8 protein-coding genes are annotated in these 18178 nt (G+C 53.3%); all 8 read left to right on the top strand.

The genetic code is table 11. From position 1 onward, the window contains the following. The first annotated feature begins 355 nt into the window (after positions 1-355). The 8 genes from SBL51_RS11290 (at position 356) to SBL51_RS11255 (ending at position 18147) form a co-directional block, all read left to right on the top strand. Complete coding sequence (locus SBL51_RS11290) at positions 356-2911, top strand: TonB-dependent receptor plug domain-containing protein (protein WP_411860471.1); 2556 nt, start codon at positions 356-358, stop codon at positions 2909-2911. 413 nt (positions 2912-3324) lie between these two features. Then, positions 3325-4452, top strand: a complete 1128-nt coding sequence (locus tag SBL51_RS11285) for an efflux RND transporter periplasmic adaptor subunit (protein ID WP_317931033.1) — start codon at positions 3325-3327, stop codon at positions 4450-4452. A 15-nt stretch (positions 4453-4467) separates the two neighbouring features. Continuing rightward, on the top strand, positions 4468-7575 hold the full coding sequence (locus SBL51_RS11280) for an efflux RND transporter permease subunit (protein ID WP_317931032.1): 3108 nt from the start codon (positions 4468-4470) through the stop codon (positions 7573-7575). Between the two features lie 13 nt (positions 7576-7588). After that, positions 7589-9298, top strand: coding sequence for a gamma-glutamyltransferase (gene ggt, locus SBL51_RS11275; RefSeq protein WP_317931031.1), 1710 nt, complete (start codon positions 7589-7591; stop codon positions 9296-9298). 8 nt (positions 9299-9306) lie between these two features. Then, complete coding sequence (locus SBL51_RS11270; RefSeq protein WP_317931030.1) at positions 9307-10596, top strand: dipeptidase; 1290 nt, start codon at positions 9307-9309, stop codon at positions 10594-10596. Positions 10597-10730: 134 nt separating this feature from the next. Next, entirely contained in the window at positions 10731-11450 is a 720-nt protein-coding gene (locus tag SBL51_RS11265) for a YebC/PmpR family DNA-binding transcriptional regulator (protein WP_317931029.1), read from the top strand. Positions 11451-11798: 348 nt separating this feature from the next. After that, positions 11799-12563: an MBL fold metallo-hydrolase gene (locus SBL51_RS11260; protein WP_317931028.1), complete on the top strand. Its 765-nt coding sequence runs from the start codon at positions 11799-11801 to the stop codon at positions 12561-12563. Positions 12564-13143: 580 nt separating this feature from the next. Further along, positions 13144-18147 (top strand): EAL domain-containing protein, encoded by a 5004-nt coding sequence (locus SBL51_RS11255; protein WP_317931027.1) that lies wholly within the window; start codon positions 13144-13146, stop codon positions 18145-18147. Positions 18148-18178: the final 31 nt, after the last annotated feature.

Raw genomic sequence — 18178 nt, 5'->3', positions numbered from 1 at the left:
TAACGATAAATTACCCCCTTATAACTCGCACTGCAGATAGCGCCCATGCCGCTATTTTCCAGTTTGCCTAATTAAATAGATAAAAAATTAAACTTTTTCGGGAACTATTCTGCCTCGTGTTAACCGGCTTGGTACGGGCTTTGCTCTTGGAAGTTGGAGTCGAAATGCTGTTCGGCCTGTTAGCAATGGAGTTGCTGTCGAAAACCATCAGGGATTATCTGAGAAGCACAGCCAAGACTAAGGACGGTCGCAGAAAAAATATGGGTGGCAACTGCTTCTCAAAATGACTGGCCATTATTAGGTAGGTCTAATTGTTTACACATTAACCTTAGGCGAGAGGCTCTGGAGATTAGCCATGAAGAAATTTAAGTCGCAAATATTGCCGATTACTATTGCCGCAATTTGCACACAGGGTATGGCCGTACAATCGGTCTTTGCCCAGGACGAGGCCGATTTAGAAGAGGTGGTTGTTACCGGTACCCGTGGTAAACCCCGTTCTGTTGCGGACTCCCCGGTTCCCGTTGATGTATTCAACGCCGATCAAATCAAAAGCGTATCCTACACCGACACCAACGATATTATTCAAACTCTGGTTCCCTCCTACGCCGTAGGCCGTGCACCAATCGCGGATGGTGGTACTTTTATTCGTTCCGCTACTCTGCGCGGTATGCCATCCGATAAAGCGCTGGTACTGGTTAACTCAAAACGTCGTCACCGTTCATCACTGGTTTCTATCGGTGGTTCCGGTGTACAGGGCCCTGATATCGCTACCATTCCCGCCGCTGCACTGAAAAACGTGGAAGTGTTGCGCGACGGTGCTGCCGCTCTGTACGGTTCCGATGCCATCGCCGGGGTAATCAACTTTATCCTGAATGACAACGCCGAAGGCGGTTCCATCAGCCTGGATGCCGGTGAATATTACGAAGGCGACGGCCAGCAGATGACTCTGTCCGGTAACGTTGGTCTGCCCTTGGGCGATGCCGGTTTTGTCAGCATTTCCGGTGAATTCTCCTCGCAGGATTTTACCTCTCGCTCCGAGCAGTACTGTGAGAGCTGGTTCTGTGTAACCGACCAAAGTGCCGAATACCAGGCAGCGGCCAAAAACGCTTCACTGGAAGGCGATGTGGTTCAGCCTTGGGGCCAACCCAATGCCGAAGCCACCCGTTTCTTTGTTAACTCTGGTTACGACATCTCCGATACCACTTCACTCTATGCCTTCGCTAACTACTCAGAAAGTGAAGCGGACGGTGGCTTCTTCTATCGTTACCCAGGTAACGGCACCATTGAAGAGCTGCGTAATGCGGACGGCTCTATCTACACTCCACAGGACAAATTCCCTGGTGGCTTTACTCCGCGCTTCTTTGGTGATGTAACCGACTACTCATTTGTTGGTGGCGTTAAGGGCGAGTTCACTGATGGCTTTAGCTACGATATCAGTGGCCGTTACGGTTACGATGAGATCTCTTACACCCTGAAAAATACTGTCAACCCATCCTTGGGTATTGATAGCCCCACCTCCTTCAAGCCAGGCGACCTGAGCAACGAAGAGATTCAATACCAAGCTGACTTCGCACTGGATCTTACCGATACCATGGTGCTCTCTTTCGGTGCTACCTATATGAAAGAGACCTATGATGTTAAGGAAGGTGAAGAGAGTTCCTACGTTGCTGGCCCGCATGCATTGTCCGACCCATATGATTTGTGTGTCGACGGTGGTACCACACCAACTGCGGCTGGTATTACCGCCATCGCTAATGGCTCTTCTTTAAACTGTGCTGATCCCAGTGACCCTGTCTACAAGGTTGTGGGTGTAGGTTCCAACGGCTTCCCCGGCTACTCACCAGAGTTCTCAGACTCTTACGATCGTGACTCTTATGGTATCTACGCCGACTTGTCTTACGATGTTACCGACAAGTTGTTCCTGGAAGCGGCCATGCGCTACGAAGACTACTCTGACTTCGATGCTGAATTAGTGGGTAAATTGGCTGCCAAGTACTCTATCACTGACACCTTCGGTATTCGTGGTTCTATTGGTACTGGTTTCCGTGCGCCAACTCCTGGCCAGCAAGGTACTACCAACGTTTCTACCCGTCTGCCTAATGGCCAGCCTGTCGCTACCGGCCTGTTCCCAGCTGGTGGCCCGGTTGCTCAGGCGTTGGGTGCAAAAGAGCTGGAGCCAGAAACCTCTACCAGCTACACCTTGGGCTTTACCGGTGAAACTGGCCCGGTCAGTTGGACCTTGGACTTCTACCGCATTGAAGTAGCAGACCGTACTTACGCGGTATCTACTCTGCCGGTATCTACGGATCCCAACTCGGCTGGTTACGATAACTACTTAGCACTGAGTAATGCGGGTGTTGCCGGTGCGGAAACCATTGGTGGTGTATTCTACTTCGCCAACGGCTTCGATACGCTCACCCAGGGTATTGACCTGGTGGCCAGTATGCCGATTGATTGGTCTGCCGGTATTACTGACTTGACTGCATCTTTCAACTACAACACTTCAGAATTCGATTCCGATCCTAGTGAATACCTGAACGCTGAAGATCAGTTTGACTTTGAAAATGCAACACCAGAGATCCGTGGTGTGATCACCGCGCGTCACTCCTTCGAAGCTCTGACTCTGATGCTGCGCGCCAACTACTACGGTTCCTATGAGGATGCCAACGGTGGTTCCAGTATTTCAGCGGTACAAGAGTATGGCCAAGAGGTGATGTTTGACCTGGAAGGTACTTACCACTTCAACGATACCTTCAGCGTGACTTTGGGTGGTCGTAACATCTTTGATGAGTACCCAGACAAGGCAGACAAAGAGATTAACGACTACTGCTGTGGCCGTGTTTACTCTTCCAATACCATCGTTCCATGGCAAGGTGGTTACTACTTCCTGCGTTTAGACGCAGAGTTTTAATCCAGCCAAGCGCGGGTAATCCACTCGCCACGGTGTGGACAGCGTGGATTAACTTAGCAAAATTGAAAAAGGCAGCTTCGGCTGCCTTTTTCATAGGATTGAGCGCATCGTGCAATAAATCAGGATATCCCAACGTGGGCACAGCGCCATGGTACAGCGTCGTACCATTGAACAGATTGTGGCCAGTTGTTCTATATTTCCCGGGAAAACCTATTGTTAGTGATGTGTCTACGCTATTATTAGCGGCCATTTACCTCCCCTAATCCTTATAACTATAGCCGGGCAGCATGATTGCCTACAGGTGGGGGGTAAGTACGGGTAATTCGGGTGTTATTTGTATTGGCGATAGTGTTGTCGGAACCCGACTACTACGCAAAGTCCATATTGGGATAGCAACAGAGAGTATGAAGTCAATGAGCCGTTTTAGCCCACCCACACCCATTAATAACCGTATAAAATTTCTGTTTTCCAGCTTGTTAGTGGTGCTGTGTGTGAGCCTTACCGCCTGTTCAAAGGAGGCGGCACCGACGGCGGCTCCCGGCGCCGGCCGACCGGCACCACTGGTGGTGACCGGCACTGTTGCGGAGCAGTTTATTGTCGATGAGATCGATGCAATTGGTACGCTGCAGGCTAACGAGTCGGTGATTATCAGCGCGGCGGTAACAGAGCCTGTGGCCTCGGTCAATTTTGTCGATGGCCAACATGTTAAAAAGGGCGATATTCTGGTTACCCTCATCAGCGATGAGCAGACCGCCGAACTGGCCGAAGCCCAGGCCAACTTGCAGGACGCCATTCGCCAACTGAAACGACTGGAAGGTATTGGCAGCAACCTCGCCTCCAAATCCGATATCGACGCCGCGCGTACCCGTGTCGATGCCAATCAAGGCAAACTCGAGGCGATTAAGGCGCGTTTGAAAGATCGCCTGATCACCGCCCCCTTCAGCGGTGTGCTCGGTTTCCGCCAGGTCAGTGTGGGTGCCCTGGTTACCCCGGGAACGGAAATCACCACTCTCGATGATATCAGTGTGGTGAAACTCGATTTCACCATTCCGGAGATCTATCTCGGCAAAATTCACAGCCAAAACCTGGTTTCCGGGCAGAGCCCTGCCTGGCCGGGCGAGGCGTTCAACGGCCGGGTTACCTCGCTCGATAGCCGGGTCGACCCCGACACCCGCGCTATCCGCGTGCGCGCTGAAATTCCCAACGCCGAGCATAAGCTGCGGCCCGGCATGTTGGTCAATGTCACCTTGTATACCGATCAATACCCTGCCCTGGTGGTGGAAGAGAGCGCGTTGATTCAAACCGGCAACCGCTCGTCAGTCTATGTGGTGAAGGAAGACGCTACCGTGGAGTTGCGCACCGTTGCTATCGCCAAGCGCCTACCGGGGCTGGTGGTGGTGAGTTCGGGGGTGGAGCGTGGTGAAACCATCGTCGTGGATGGCACCTTGAATTTACGGCCGGGTGCCAAGGTGCGGATTGCCGGCTCGGAACAGTCCAGCCTGGTCAAGCGTGAGCTGCCAAGCTCCGATCACCGTTCTTAAATAGGGAGACAAACCATGCTCCTATCGGATGTCTGTATCAAACGGCCAGTGTTCGCTTCGGTTATCGCCTTATTGATGGCGGTGTTCGGGGCCTTCGCCTTTACCCAACTCTCCACCCGTGAATACCCGGATATCTCGCCGGCGGAGGTTTCGGTCAGCACCTCCTACCCGGGGGCCTCGGCCGATATTGTCGAAAACCGCATTACCCAGGTATTGGAAAGCGAACTGAGCGGTATTGAGGGCGTTAAAGCCATGCGCTCCAACAGTATCGATGGCCGCTCCAGTATCAATATCGAATTTAATTTAAGTCGCAACATCGACGAAGCCGCCAATGATGTGCGCGATTATGTCTCCCGTGTGCGTCGACGATTACCCGACGAGGCGCTGGATCCACAAATCAGCAAGGCCGACAGTGACGGCCGGCCAGTGATTTATATCAGCTTGGTGTCGGAATCCTGGTCGATGATGGAGCTGAGTGATTACGCCGAGCGTTATGTGAAAGATCGCTTTAGCGTGATACCGGGGGTTTCGTCGGTCAATATTTTGGGGGGCGGCAACCCCTCCATGCGCATCTGGGTGGATAAACACAAACTGATCGCGCGCAATTTAACGGTTATTGATGTACTCAATGCGCTGCGCCGGGAAAATGTTGAGCTGCCTGCGGGACGCATCGATTCCGAAACCCGGGAATTTCCCGTGCGCATCGTGCGCAATTATCAATCGGAAGCGGATTTTCGCAACCTCGTCGTCAAGCGCGGCGATGATGGCCATCTGATTCGCCTGGGTGAGGTGGCTCGTGTCGGCCTGGACCGGGAAAATATGCGGCGTGTGTTTAATGTGAATGGCGGCGATAGTATGGCCATTGGCATTATTAAGCAGTCCACGGCCAATACGGTAGCAGTGCTCGATGGCATTCACGCCGAAATGGAGGCAATCGCCAAATCCCTACCACCGGGAGTGACCATTACCTCCTCCGGCGATGCCTCAGAATTTATCCGCGCGGCGATCAGCAATGTGTACAGCACCATTTTTGCCACTATCGCGTTGGTGGCTTTCGTCATGTGGCTGTTTTTGGGTAACTGGCGCTCGCTGTTGATTCCGGTGGTTTGTATTCCGCTGTCGCTATTGGGTTCGTTTATTGCGCTCTGGCTGTTTGGCTACTCTGTCAATCTGATCACGCTGCTGGCGATGGTGCTCTCTATCGGTATGGTGGTCGATGATGCCATCGTCGTGCTGGAAAATATTCACCGCCGGGTAGAGGAGGGCGAACCACCTCTGCTGGCCGCCTACTATGGGGCGCGCCAGGTGGGCTTTGCGGTAATCGCCACCACCATGGTGCTGGTGGCGGTGTTTGTACCCATTGGCTTCCTTGAGGATAACACCGGCCAGATTTTCTCGGAGCTGGCAGTGGCGATAGCCGCAGCGGTTATTGCCTCTACTTTGTTGGCATTGACGATGGTGCCGATGATGTGCAGTAAGCTCCTGCACAAGGGTGATAGCAATAACTGGATGATTCGCAAAGTTGAGCAGGCCATGGATGCCATGGCCTGCGGCTATGAAAAAAGTCTGCGGGCTACTTTGAAATTTAAACTGATGCCGCTGCTGTTGGCGGGACTCTCTCTGGTTGGTTCCTATTTTCTATACCAAGGTCTTGAGCAGGAGTACGCTCCATCTGAGGATCAGGGCACCTTAATGGCTTTTGTGCGTGCCGAAGAGGGCACCAACGTTGCCAAAATGCGTGAGATTATCAAGCAGCTGTTACAGCCCATGGAGGCTGGCATTGAATCGGGCGAGTACACCCGTGTGCTATTTGTCTCGCCCTCCTTTGGCTCGCTAACGCCCAACTCCGCATTTTCACGAATTTCAGTGGTTAACTGGGATCAGCGGGAAGATTCTGTGTTTGATATTCAACGAAAGTTGACGGCGGCCTGGGCAGAAATCCCCGGTATTCGCGCCATGGCGTTTGTCCCCAATGGTTTGAGCCGCAGTGGTGGTAACACGCCCATTCAGTTTGTTATTCAGGGTGATACCTACGATCACCTGATTGAGTGGCGGGACATTATTATGGATGCCGCGCGCAGCAGCGGCCTGTTTACCATCATTAGTTCTGACCTTAATGAAACGCAACAACAGATCCACTTGAGTGTGGATAAAAACCGGGCCGCCTCTCTCGGTATTTCTGTGAATGATGTTGGCTTGTCGCTGCAGGCGCTAATGGCCGAGCAGGAGGTCTCCCAGTACGTATACGATGGGTTGGAGTACCCGGTGATTATGGCGGTGGAAGATGATCAGCGTAATACCAGCGACGATATCAACAATATCTATGTGCGCTCCAATAATTCCGGCAAATTAATCTCTCTGGCTAACCTGGTTACCATTGAAAACCGCGCCGATATCTCCTCCCTGCAGCGTTATAACCGTCTGCGGGCGGTGACCATCAGTGCCGGCCTGGCACCAGGTGTCAGTTTGGGTGAAGGCCTGCAATTTCTCGAACAGGCGGTAGCCGACAAACTGCCACAACAGGCACAGATCGACTACAAAGGTGAGTCTTTGGAGTTTAAAGAGTCCACCGGCGGCATTATTTTTATTTTTGGTTTTGCGCTGTTGGTTCTGTTTTTGGTCATGGCGGCACAATTCGAAAGTTTTGTGCACCCCACGGTAATTATGTTTACTGTTCCTCTGGCCATTGCCGGCGGTCTGTTAGGGCTGTGGATTACTCAATCGAGCTTTAATATTTTCAGTCAGATCGGTTTTTTAATGCTGATCGGTGTGGCTACCAAAAACGGTATTCTGCTGGTGGAATTTATTAATCAGATGCGCGATGAAGGCGCCGCCTTTGGTGAAGCCATTGTCACCGCCTGTAAAATGCGCCTGCGCCCGGTGCTGATGACCACAGTGTCGACCGTGGTGGGTGCGATTCCCCTGGTGATGGCCACTGGCCCAGGCGAGGCTAGCCGTAATGTATTGGGTATTGTGGTTCTATTTGGCGTAAGTATTGCTGCGCTGCTGACTCTGTACGTGGTGCCTGGTTTTTATCAACTGCTGGCTCGTCGCACACAATCGCCAGAAGCGGTAGCGAAAGAGCTCGCCAGTTTGCAAGCCAAGCACCAAGCCATTCACTAAGCTGGGAAATGTAATGTTGCTTCACCGAATTAAATCCGTTGTTGTTTTTTCATGTCTGGTAACGCTGCTTGGTTGCCAAACCGCCCCCAACTTTCACACTGCAGAACCTACCGGTTTGGTTGGCCACCAGGCGATGGTGGTCTCGGCCCGGCAGGAGGTGTCGGATATCGGCCTGCAGGTGATGGCCGAGGGCGGTAATGTCTTTGATGCAATGGTGGCGGTGGAGATGGCGCTGGCAGTCGCTTACCCGTTTGCCGGCAGCATGGGCGGCGGTGGCTTTGCAGTCTATCGCCTGGCCGACGGTGAAACGGGGGCTTTGGATTTTCGGGAAAAGGCGCCGGCAGCGGCCCATCGCGATATGTACCTGGATGAAGAGGGCAACGTGATTCCCGGTATGAGCCGCGAAGGGGCTACTGCCGTAGGCGTGCCCGGCACCATCGCCGGTATTTTTGCTATGCATGAGCGATTTGGCACCAAGCCAATGGCAGAGTTACTGCAACCGGTGATTGAGCTGGCGGAAAAAGGCGTGGTGGTTACCGAGTATCAGCAGGGGCGTTTGGCCTCGGCACGGGAGAAGATCGCTGCGGTGAGTGGCAGTGGCTCCAAATTTGCCCGGGAGTTCAGTGTCGGTGAAGTGGTGCCGCGCCCGGCCTTGGCCGAATCTCTACGCCGGATTGTGGCCGGTGGCCGCGATGAGTTTTACAAAGGCGAGATGGCCAAACAGATCGCTGAGTTTATTCAGGCCAAGGGTGGTTTCGTCACGGCCGAAGACCTCGCCAATTACCAGGCCGCCTGGCGCTCACCGATTCAATTTCACTACAAAGATCTCAATATTATTTCGATGAGCCCGCCCTCCAGTGGTGGCATCACGGTGCAGCAGATCCTGCAGATGGTGGAACCCTTTGATGTGGGGCAGTACGAGCATAACAGCCTGCCGATGGTGCAGTTGTTAACCGAAGCCGAGCGCCGTGCCTTTGCCGACCGCAACCACTTTTTGGGTGACCCGGATTATGTCGATATCCCCTACGCAGAGATGACTGCCCCCGACTACCTGGCCGAACGCATGGCCAGCTTCAGTTTTGAGGCGGCCACCAAATCGTCCGAGGTCGGCCATGGCGACCTGCAAACGGCCGAGAGCAGCGAAACCACTCACTACTCCATCGTCGACCCTTACGGCAATGCGCTGGCGGCCACCATCACCATTAACGGCGCCTACGGCTCCAAGCTGTTCAGTGATGAATTGGGCTTCTTTTTCAATAACGAGATGGATGACTTCAGTGCGAAACCCGGTGTGCCGAATATGTTTGGTTTAACCGGCAGCGAGGCCAACAGTATTGCGCCGGGCAAACGCATGTTGAGCTCCATGACGCCGACCATTGCCGAGCGCGACGGCAAGCTGTTTATGTTGGTGGGTGCGCCGGGTGGTTCCACGATTATCACCTCGGTGTTGCAGACCATCCTTAACGTCTACGAGTACGGCTACAGCATGCAGGACGCTGTCAACGCCCCCCGTTTTCACCACCAGTGGTTACCGGATGTGATCCTCTTCGAGACCGAGGGCTTCGAAGCTTCGCTGTTGGAGGCGTTGCAGGCCAAAGGTTACACGGTGAATCAGGGGCGCTCCCCGGTGATTGGCAAGGTCGACGCCATTTTGGTGCTGGAGGATGGCAGCCTTGAGGGTGGGGCTGATAAACGCGGTGATGATGCCGCCGCTGGATTTTGAGGTTCACTATGACTTTACGTACGATTCAATACCCACTGCTCACCCTGGCACTTGCGCTGGGTATTACCGGCTGCAGCAAAGAGGTGCCGGCCCCCGAAGCGAATGTTGCAACACCTCCGGTTGCGGCTAAAGCTGAACCCGCCCCCACGTCCGATCAGATTCACCAGCAGCTGCTTGCCCTGGATACCCACATCGATATACCCACGACACTGGGTACCGAAGGGGCTGATCCAAGCCTGGATGGCCCTATGCAGGTTGATCTGCCGAAAATGCGTAGCGGTGGTTTGGATGCGGGCTTTTTTATTGTCTACGTTGGCCAGGGGCCATTGGATGAGGCCGGTTACCAGGCCGCCTACGACGAGGCTGAGCGCAAATTTGCCGCCATTGAGCGGATGGTCAGCCAAAACCCCGATGCGATAGTGTTGGTGAAAACTCCGGCTGAGCTCAAGGCCGCTGTCGCCGAGGGTAAGCTGGCGGCGGCCATTGGTATCGAAAACGCCTACCCGCTTGGGCCCCACTACGAGCACCTGCAGGAGTTTTACGACCGCGGTGGTCGCTATCTCTCCCTCACCCACTTCGGCCATAACCACTTTGGTGACAGCTCCTCGGCCAAAGGTGAGCAGAACGGTGTCGCCGAGCCGGTTAACCACGGCTTGAGTGAACTCGGCCTGAGCCTGATTGATGAGCTCAACAAGCTCGGCATCATGGTGGATGTATCCCACACCTCCAAAGAGTCCACCCTGGCAGCGGTGGCCCGTTCAAAAACCCCGGTAATCGCCTCCCACTCTGGCGTGAAGGCACTCTTTGATCACCCCCGCAACCTCTCCGATGAGGAGCTTCAGGCCATTGCCGCCAAGGGTGGTGTGGTGCAGCTGGTGGCCTTTGACAGCTATATGCGAGAGATGAGCGAAGAGAACAAAGCGGCCGTCAAAGGCGTGCGTGAGCAGATGGGGCTGACCGCCCCGGATTGGTACAAAACCGCCAGCCAACAAACGCTGCACGACTTCCGCGCGGGCGTGGCGGCGCTTAATGAGCAGTTTCCGCGGGCATCGATCTCCGATCTGGTCGACAGTATTGATTACGTGGTCAAGCTGGTCGGTATCGACCACGCCGGTATCGCTTCCGATTTTGGTGGCGGTGGCGGCGTAGAGGGGTGGGATAGTGTCGAACAGACCCCCGCGATCACCGAAGAGCTGCTGTTCCGTGGTTACACTCCGGAAGAGGTGGAGCAGATCTGGAGTGGCAATCTGTTGCGGGTTTGGGCTGAGGTTGAGGCCTACGCCGAGGCCCAGCGCTAAGCAACTAGCTGGCGGGGCACGCTATCCCCGGCCTGTTTGTGGTTTTCTTGGTACTCTCGCGGCGCTCTTGGTTCACTAACGGCGTCTGGGCGGGTAAAATCCCCGCGTCCAAAAACATGTAAGTGAGGCAGAGAATGGGAAGAGCCTTCCAGAACCGCAAAGAGTCCATGGCCAAAACCTCCGATATGAAGGCCAAAATCTACAGCCGCTATGGTCGTGAGATCTACGTCTGTGCCAAAGCGGGAGGGGTTGAGCCGGACGGCAACTTGGCCCTGCGCAGCCTGCTGGATCGCGCCAAGAAAGATCAGGTGCCCGGTCACGTCATCGACAAAGCGCTCGATAAGGCCAAAGGCGGTGCCGGCGAAGATTTCAGCCCTGCCCGCTACGAGGGGTTCGGCCCAGGCAACACCATGGTGATCGTGGAGTGCTTGACCGATAACCCCAATCGCACCTTTGGCGATGTCCGTCAGTGCTTCAACAAGTGTAAGAGCAAGATTGGCAGCCAGGGCGCTGTTGGTCACATGTTCGACCACAGCGGTATCCTGGTCTTTGCCGGCGACGACGAAGAGGCCGCCCTGGAGGCCCTGATGGAGGCGGATGTTGAGGTGAGTGATATCGAGTGTGAAGATGGCAAAATCACCGTTTTCGTACCGCACACCGAACACTACAAAGCTAAAACCGCGCTGATTGAAGCGATGGGTGAAATCGATTTCGACGTCGATGAGATCCAGTTTGTCGCCAAGGAGTCGACGGCGATTGCCGGTGAAGATGTGGAGATGTTTGAGAAGTTTCTCGATATGCTCAACAACGTCGACGATGTGCAAAACGTCTATCACAACGCTGAGTTCAGTTAGCGCCTGCCTGTTACATCGCACCAAAGAAAGCCCGTTAAGGGCTTTTTTCATTCTGGGCCAGGCCACCGCTACTGCAAATTTATACGTTGGTTCTGTCCTGGCGTCTGATGCCACACAGGCCATTGCATTTCGATTGATCCCAATCAAGTTCCTGCCGACTTTTCATTTCTTCTGGCGATAACAAATTAAGCTTGTTATAGGCAACAGTCATAGCTCATCTGTTTATTACGTGACTACAGTAACTGCATCACTGTTTGGCTGCTTTGCGGTCGGGCATGGGCAATCTATGACTATACTCATTGAATGTTTATTCAGATTGGCGACCAAAGCGGTTAGAGGTTTAGGACGATGACACAAAAAGTACAGAAACTGTTCGAGCAGGATGATCATGTCTGCCTGTTTATTACAGGGCTTGTCGATGGCGAGGGCATTCCCAGTAATCAGTTTGTGGTGGTGGATCATGGCCAGGCGGCACTGTTCGACCCAGGTGGCGACCTAACCTACACACCCTTGTCGATTGAGTTGAGCAAACACATTCCCCTGAAATCGCTCAGCTTTATTTTTGCCAGCCACCAGGACCCCGATATCATCACCTCACTGCCGCGCTGGTTGATGCACACCGACTGTAAGGTGGTCAGCTCCAAACTTTGGTCTCGCTTTTTGCCACACCTGGTTTCCGGTTTTGTCTCCGGCAAGATGAACAAGTCCCTTGATCAGCGGCTGATTGAACTACCCGATAAGGGCGGCTCCATCCGTTTGGGTGAGAACCCCATCAAGGCCGTGCCCGCTCACTTTCTGCACTCGGTGGGTAACTTCCACTTCTATGATCCGCTCTCCAAGATTCTCTTCTCTGGTGATGTGGGCGCTGCGGTAACCCCTGGCGATGACCATATCCCGGTGGCCAGTTTTGCCGAACACCTGCCACGTATGGAGGGGTTCCATCGCCGCTATATGGCCAGCAATCGCGCCTGCCGTATCTGGGTTGAGCGGGTTCGGGCCCTGGATGTGGAGATGCTAATCCCACAACACGGCAAACCGTTTATTGGCCGGGAGATGGTGAACCAGTTTCTCAATTGGTTTGAACAGCTGGAGTGCGGTATCGACCTCATGTAGTGAAACCCAGGTTTTGAATGCCGTTGGTTGCGGTGGTTATTACCGGCAAGCTTCGCCCCGGCATTCAAACTGACAGCGTCTTTGTCTCTCCCTGAACAGAAACTTTCCCCGAACATCAATAACTCTACCCGCTTCCTCCCTTTGTAGGCTGCCAAGCTGCTTATGGACGCTACCTGGACTGCCCGGCATAACTGCTCGGCGCTTATTTCGAAAAAATAGGGCTATAACGGGCTGCTATTGCTCTCTTACGGGTTGTCGCCTAAAGTTGAATGCACAAGGTGTGATTTGATAGCGCTTCTGGCCGTGCAGCGGTAGCCATTGGCGAGGTTTTAAAGTCAACAGCTAACAAGGATGTTTGTAGATGCTGATCGATAATCATCGTGTTGATTTCATCTGGGTCTGGTTCGGCTCGGATGTATTAGCAATAACAATAATTAATAACGCTAAAGCCCTTATCCAGAATGATGAAACTCAGTAATCCATGTGAGTCGCAGGTTAACCCTATTTGTCTTCAGCCGCTGGGCAATCGCTCGCTGTTAGAGTGTTCTAGCAGCGTTAGCTGTGTTGGTGGATAGAGCCTATGAAAGCGGGTCTATTCACACGTATGGTGGTATCGGTCTGTATTGCTACGATCATCGCCGATATTTTTGCCGCAGTATTGACGTTGACCTTAGGCTTGGCCCGAATAGAGCATCAGTGGGGGCCGCGAGTTGAGACTACCCGCACGGTGATCAGGCGCTCGTTGGCGGCCGCCATTGAAGCTGGCCAGCAGCAAAATTTGGACAGCTTTGTCGATGACTATATGCAACTGGCGGGTGTTCAATCGATAACCGTCACCTCCCCAGACGGTACTTTTCAATCCAAGTTATCGGTGCAGTTGCGCCGGTCGGCACCGGTATGGTTTACCCAGCGCTTTGGCCTGCATGATAGGCTTTTCAAAGACACCATTGTCTCCAGTCACGGCGTGCCCCTGGCCGAGATGGAGATGGTGCTCAGCCGGTTACCCTACGCCAACGGCCTCTGGGAGCTGCTCTTCTTGCAGCTGTTTGTCCTTTCCGCTGCAGCCATCCTGTTGTTGGGGATTGCGCTTTTCCTTTTACACCGAAATTTAAAGCCGATAGCCAGTCTGGTGGCAGCCACCAAAGCGGTGGGGGATGGCGATTTTTCAATTCGCCTACCCACCGTGGGTATTAACCCTGACTTGGCGCCAGCATTTACTGCCTATAACGAAATGGCTGGGGGAATAGCGTCGCTGGTGAGCCGGCTGGATGATCGGCAATCTTTTCTGACCAACCTGTTTCAATCGGCACCCGTAGGTATTGTTCAGATTAATCCCAGTGGCGATATCAGCTTTATTAACAGCGCTTTGCGTGAATTTGCCGGCATTGAAACTAGTGATATTAAACGCTCCGAATTATTAGCGCGGGTACACCCGGAAGATCAACAGCGTGTTTTAGACTACTGGCAGTCGGCGGTGGTCACCGGTGAATTGCCGACACTGCACTATCGTTATCGGAAAACTAATGGCGATATCACCTGGGTAAAATCAGACGCGGTTAATCTGATAGATAGCCAAGGTGAAACTATTGCGATCATCGGGTTTATTACGGACACGACGCTGGAGCAGAATTTACAACGGCAGGCGGAGCGGATTTCGCGCTACTACCTCACGCTAAGCCAGATCAATTCCGCCATTATCCACAGCGCCAATGAAGCGGAGTTGTACTCCACCATATGCCGTATTTTTGTGGAGGTTGGTGGCTTTTTCAGTGCCGCCGTGGCCACTGTGGATTGGCAACAACGTGTGGTAAATATGTCCACCATCTTCAGCCACGATAAAGGCGAGGGCAGCCGTGGAAAGGTGGTGATCTCGCTGGATAAGCCTGAAGCCATGAGTTTTACCCTGCTGGCGATTCTGGAAGACAGAAACCTGACTACCAATGATTACGGTAATTATGAGCGGGTTAGCCAGGGCTATCGCGATAGCAATCAATTGCTCAAAATCTCCTCGGTTAGCTCCATACTCTTCAAGCGCGACGGTAAAACAGTAGCGGCCTTGACAGTCTCTGCGCGAGAAGCCGATTTCTTTACCAAAGATATTATCGAACACCTCGAACAGGTGGGCGTAAATGTGTCACATGGCCTGACCAGCATGCAGCGAGCCAGGGAATTGAGTCAGGCGATGTCGGCGGTGCAGCGTAGCGAACAGCGCCTGGATATTACTCTGCGCAGTATTGGCGATGCGGTTTTGGTGACCGATGCCGAGGGGCGAATCACGCTGATGAATCCTGTGGCTGAGAAGCTAACCGGCTGGCTGGAGGCAGATGCCCGCGGTCGCACTGCGGATTCGGTGCTCAACATCATTAATATGGAGACCCGTCAGCCGCGCGAGAGTCCAGTGCAGCGAGTGTTACGGGAAGGCACGGTGGTTGGCTTAGCTAACCACACCCTGCTGATTGGGAAAGATGGAGAGGAGCGTCCGATTGCTGATAGCGGTGCGCCGATTCGATCCCGGGACGCAGACAGCGTCGATGGTGTGGTGTTGGTGTTTCGTGATCAGAGCGATGAGTACCAAATTCAAAAGGCGCTGCGAGAGAGTGAACAACGCTACTCAACCATGGTGGAAACGCTGCCTATCGGTGTTATCGTCATTGACCCGATCAATGAGAATATCTTTGCCAACAGTGAATTTCGCCGGGTGGTGGGGGTTGATAAACCGGTGATTGAGGCCGATGAAGTCATTGCTCATGTGCACCCGGACGATCTTCCCCGCGTCCGGCAATATTTTGCTGAGGCGACGCTTTCCAATCGTACACTCTCTACGGATTACTTTCGTTATCAACATGGCGATGGTTCAGTCATTTGGGTTAAATTACGGTTCAGTGCCACCCGGGATGAAAACGGCAATGTCATCGGGTTTATTGGTGGTGTGTTGGACGTAAGCGCAGAGAAAGAACATCTACGTCAAATTGAGTCGCTCTCTGTAATGTACGCCACCTTGAGTCGGGTAAATTATCTGGTGGTGCAAGCGAGTAACCAGCAACCGCTGATTAATGAAATTTGCCGCATCATTGCCGAGGTACCCGATTTCGATTATGTGGCCTATCACCGGGCGGACTGGCAACGGCGGGTATTTACCCAAGAGTGTGAATATGGCCGCTTGCAATTTTCTGCTCAGCGTTTTCAACAGGTGTCGGAAGCGGATCTGTCGGCGCGTCAGAAATTGTTGTCGGCAATGTTCGAAGGTAAGTTGGTTTGTGTCAATGACTGTAGCTCCGACGAGCGGCTCTTTACCGAGCCAAGAAATTTTGCGATCGAGCACGGTATTAATTCGGTGGTGATTACGCCGGTAAAGCTGGCCGGGCAGGTGGTTGGTACCATATTAATATTTTCCAGCCAAAAAAATATCTTCACCGATGATATTGTTGAGCTGATTGAAGAGGTTGGTGAAGTAACCTCCTATGCCTTGAATAAGTTAGATGCTGCCGAACAGAAGCAAAAGGCCGAGCTGGCGTTGGCTCGCAATGAAGAGCGACTGCGTCTGGGGTTGAGTGTCACGCATACCGGTATGTTTGAGGTGAACTATAACTCTGGCCGGGTCTTCCTCGATGAAGTTTGCATGCAGTTAATGGGAGGTAGTGGCGACAGTTTAGAGGTTGGGCTGGATGAGTTGTCGACTAAACTGTCCTCCCAGATTTGTGACAAATTGCTGGAGATAGTCGAGCAGTGTGTAGCCTATAATCGCGCCGACACCTTCTCGGGTGAGCTGCAAATTGATTCTCCCGGCAGCGAGCCTCGTTGGTTGGCTGTTACGGGTGCGAAAACTGAAGAGCGGTCCAGCAAAGGAAACCCTGTGCGGTTGCTGGGAGTGATGTATGACATCACTCTGAAAAAGCAGCAGGACGAGCGCGAGAAGCTGGCGGCGTGTGTGTTTGACCGCAGCAGTGAGTCTATTTTTATCATCAATGATCAGCGAAAGATTGTGATGGTAAATCAGGCTTTTTGTGGTACCTATGGTTATCGCGTGGAGGAAGTCCTTAACCGGAATGTCCGTATATTGCAGGCGGGACCTCAGGTTGAGAGCTTCAGTGCCGGGGTTGGTCAGGCTCTATCCCGTGTTGGCACTTGGCAGGGTGAAGTGTTGCGTAAACGCAAAGATGGTTCTTTCTATCCGGCGCTGGCGGTTGTTTCTGTTGTTAAGAACAGCCAAGGCGTACCCACCCATGCGGTTGTGCAGGAGCTGGATATTTCTGACCGCAAGGAAGCCGAGCGCCGCATCAGTAACCTGGCCTACCATGATGAATTAACCAATTTACCCAATCGCAGTTTATTACGCGACCGGGTGCAGCAGGCCATTGTTAACGCCGATCGTGAGCACCACCCTTTGGCACTGCTATTTTTGGACCTGGACCACTTCAAAAATATTAACGACTCCTTAGGCCACTCAGTGGGTGATCAACTGCTGCGCGAGATCTCCAACCGCCTGCTGCTGGCTATTCGCAAGGCCGATACCGTTGGCCGTTTGGGCGGCGATGAATTTTTGATATTGCTGCCGGAGGTGAACGCCGATGCCGCCGCGCACGTGGCCCAAAAATTGTTGGAGGAGTGTACCCGCCCCTGTGTGTTGGGCATTCACACCCTGAGCATTACCCCGAGTATCGGTATTGCCATGTACCCGCGTGATGGTTACGACTACGACGAGCTATTGAAGAAAGCCGATACCGCTATGTACCGGGCCAAGGATGAGGGGCGCAATGGTTTCCGCTTCTTTACGCCGGAGATGAACCATGCGGTTTTCCAACGCATGATTTTAGAAAGTGCACTGCGCAAGGCGATCGAAAACAACGAATTTGAACTGCACTATCAACCAAAGTTCTCAATTCAGACGATGGCGGTGGTGGGGGTTGAGGCGCTGTTGCGTTGGCGTCAGCCGGAGATGGGGACCATCTCCCCGGCACAATTTATTCCTGTGGCGGAAGATTCCGGGCTGATTACCGATATTGGCCGCTGGGTTCTGTTGCAGGCCTGTATGCAGGCGAAGAAGTGGCGGGCAGAAAATCTGCAGGGGGTTAAAGTGGCGGTCAACTTTTCCACCCGCCAGTTCACCAACCGCAGTGTTGAACAGACTGTTTTTGATGCACTGGATGAATCCGCTCTGCCCGGCGATGTGCTGGAGATTGAAATCACCGAGAGCCTCCTGGCCCAGGATATGGACTACATCTATTCGGCTCTGCACTCTTTGAAAAGTCGCGGGGTTTCTATCTCGGTAGACGACTTTGGTACCGGTTATTCGAGCCTCTCCTATTTAAAACGTTTCCCCATTGACCGTTTGAAGATCGACCAATCGTTTGTGCGCGACCTCGGCTCTGATCAGGATGATCGCGCCATCGCCGAGGCGGTCATCACCATGGGCCACAGCCTGGGTATTAAGGTGATTGCCGAGGGGGTTGAAACCAGCGAGCACCTGCAGATTTTACGGCAGATGAATTGTGATGAAGTACAAGGCTATTACCTGGGCCGCCCCATGGCCGCAGATGAGGTGACCGCTATTTTGCGTAACGGCTTTTACGATAAACCACTCTGACCCTTGCCATTGGCAAGGTTGTGGCCCGGCC

The organism is Halioxenophilus sp. WMMB6, assembly GCF_033283405.1.
Classification (GTDB): domain Bacteria; phylum Pseudomonadota; class Gammaproteobacteria; order Pseudomonadales; family Cellvibrionaceae; genus Halioxenophilus.
This window is presented reverse-complemented; position numbering and strand designations above follow the sequence as displayed.

What these genes read in the sequence shown, in the direction of transcription:
- SBL51_RS11270 (WP_317931030.1), top strand. Translation starts at nt 9,307, where the DNA reads ATGACTTTACGTACGATTCAATACCCACTGCTCACCCTGGCACTTGCG.
- SBL51_RS11285 (WP_317931033.1), top strand. Translation starts at nt 3,325, where the DNA reads ATGAGCCGTTTTAGCCCACCCACACCCATTAATAACCGTATAAAATTT.
- SBL51_RS11290 (WP_411860471.1), top strand. Translation starts at nt 356, where the DNA reads ATGAAGAAATTTAAGTCGCAAATATTGCCGATTACTATTGCCGCAATT.
- SBL51_RS11260 (WP_317931028.1), top strand. Translation starts at nt 11,799, where the DNA reads ATGACACAAAAAGTACAGAAACTGTTCGAGCAGGATGATCATGTCTGC.
- SBL51_RS11280 (WP_317931032.1), top strand. Translation starts at nt 4,468, where the DNA reads ATGCTCCTATCGGATGTCTGTATCAAACGGCCAGTGTTCGCTTCGGTT.
- SBL51_RS11265 (WP_317931029.1), top strand. Translation starts at nt 10,731, where the DNA reads ATGGGAAGAGCCTTCCAGAACCGCAAAGAGTCCATGGCCAAAACCTCC.
- SBL51_RS11255 (WP_317931027.1), top strand. Translation starts at nt 13,144, where the DNA reads ATGAAAGCGGGTCTATTCACACGTATGGTGGTATCGGTCTGTATTGCT.
- ggt (WP_317931031.1), top strand. Translation starts at nt 7,589, where the DNA reads ATGTTGCTTCACCGAATTAAATCCGTTGTTGTTTTTTCATGTCTGGTA.